This is a genomic window from Modicisalibacter sp. 'Wilcox', assembly GCF_010993675.1.
GTDB classification, from domain to species: domain Bacteria; phylum Pseudomonadota; class Gammaproteobacteria; order Pseudomonadales; family Halomonadaceae; genus Modicisalibacter; species Modicisalibacter tunisiensis.
In genome coordinates this window covers 1-1,316 of record NZ_WNXF01000039.1, presented here as the reverse complement: position 1 = coordinate 1,316, position 1,316 = coordinate 1, and the positions used below count along the sequence as shown (strand labels likewise).

The following is a 1,316-nucleotide window of genomic DNA, read 5'->3' as shown; positions in this document are numbered from 1 at the left end:
CAGGACGGGGAGCAGGTAACCGATCAGTCAGACAGGAATGCGGCCTGACCGCCATCCACCAGAATTGACAATAACTCCCCATCGACATCAGGCTATTCCTCACCGTCTCAACGGCCTGATGCGCCGAGCCCCTGGCCGGAAGCCATACGAGCACGCCAGAAAGTCGTGCTCATAGAGGGGTTCCAGCAAGGCCACCACGGCACGCTGCAGGACCTTGTCTTCGAAGGTGGGAATGCCGATCGGCCGTGTGCTGCGCCCATCCCCCTTGGGGATATGGACGCGCCGCACCGGCGGCGCCTTGTAGCGACCGCTCTTGGCCGCTTCCAGCAGACGCTGGATATTGGCCTCGAAGTCGCGCGCGAAGTCGTCCGCCGTTTGGCCATCGATCCCGACGGCGCCATCACGGCGCGTCATCAGGGTGGCCGTCTTCAGCCACTGGGCGTCAATGTAGTGCGCCAGTGACGTGAAGGCACGCTGCGGGAAACGCTCTGCCAGCGCTGCTATCCGCCCTTGTTTCGTGTACATGGACTCAGGTTCCTGTGCACCTGACATGTGTCCCTCCTGCGGTTCTGATGATTGGCCGCCCCTTCCCTCCAGCGGGTCCCGTCGAGTCGGTTCCCCGCGTTCCTCGGTACGATGAGCGACTCCGACTCCCGCCCTTCCGTCCGACTGGCTCCTTGTCGTCGCCTGGTCGTACCCCCTGAGTGCCTGGTGTTCGCTTCCGGTACCGTCAGGCACGACAGCACCGGACCGGGAGCTTTCGGGACAGGTGGCTCCGACACCTGAGCTTTCACCTTTCGGGGGAGAAAGGCGGGCCTCCCAGGTTCCTGGGAAACCCCTGTGTGGACATGCCCTGCTCTTCGACCCCGGCAGCCCTCCCCTGCCAAGCCGTACGGCAGGGTCATATAGCCTTCCATCAATTGAAGGATGTCGGCGACCACAAAGATCAACATTTCGAGGCTCAATCACACGGCCTATCCACTCGCTGTGTACGCTTCGCAGTGGCGGTTACCCGACACCACGCAACACTCGCTACCGGCTGGTGGCTAGCCTTGGCCGGGTGGGACTTTCACCCACTGGGTTTCAACTCATCCTTTCCACCTCCTCGGTTTCCCGGATAACCAGGCTTTGCCTGGCGCACTCGAATCGGGTGAATTGAGCACTCTGTCCATGTGCCAGCATGGGCGCCATGCCATTTTCGGTCCTCATAGTTGACGGTCAGGCCGCAGGTTTAGGTACACCTGAATCCGTGATGCCGGCGTCGACACTTTCCCTATCGCCGTCAGCGAGCATTTTTTGACCTCCGATTCCGTCTC

The 1,316-nt window shown here is 61.6% G+C and carries 1 protein-coding gene; it reads right to left on the bottom strand.

Going from position 1 to position 1,316, the window contains the following annotated elements; translation table 11 throughout:
* Positions 1-99 precede the first annotated feature (99 nt).
* Complete coding sequence (locus tag G7A98_RS16545; RefSeq protein ID WP_163650773.1) at positions 100-525, bottom strand: hypothetical protein; 426 nt, start codon at positions 523-525, stop codon at positions 100-102.
* Positions 526-1,316 lie beyond the last annotated feature (791 nt).

Coding starts and splice junctions, on each gene's coding strand:
- G7A98_RS16545 (WP_163650773.1), bottom strand. CDS start 525: ATGTACACGAAACAAGGGCGGATAGCAGCGCTGGCAGAGCGTTTCCCG.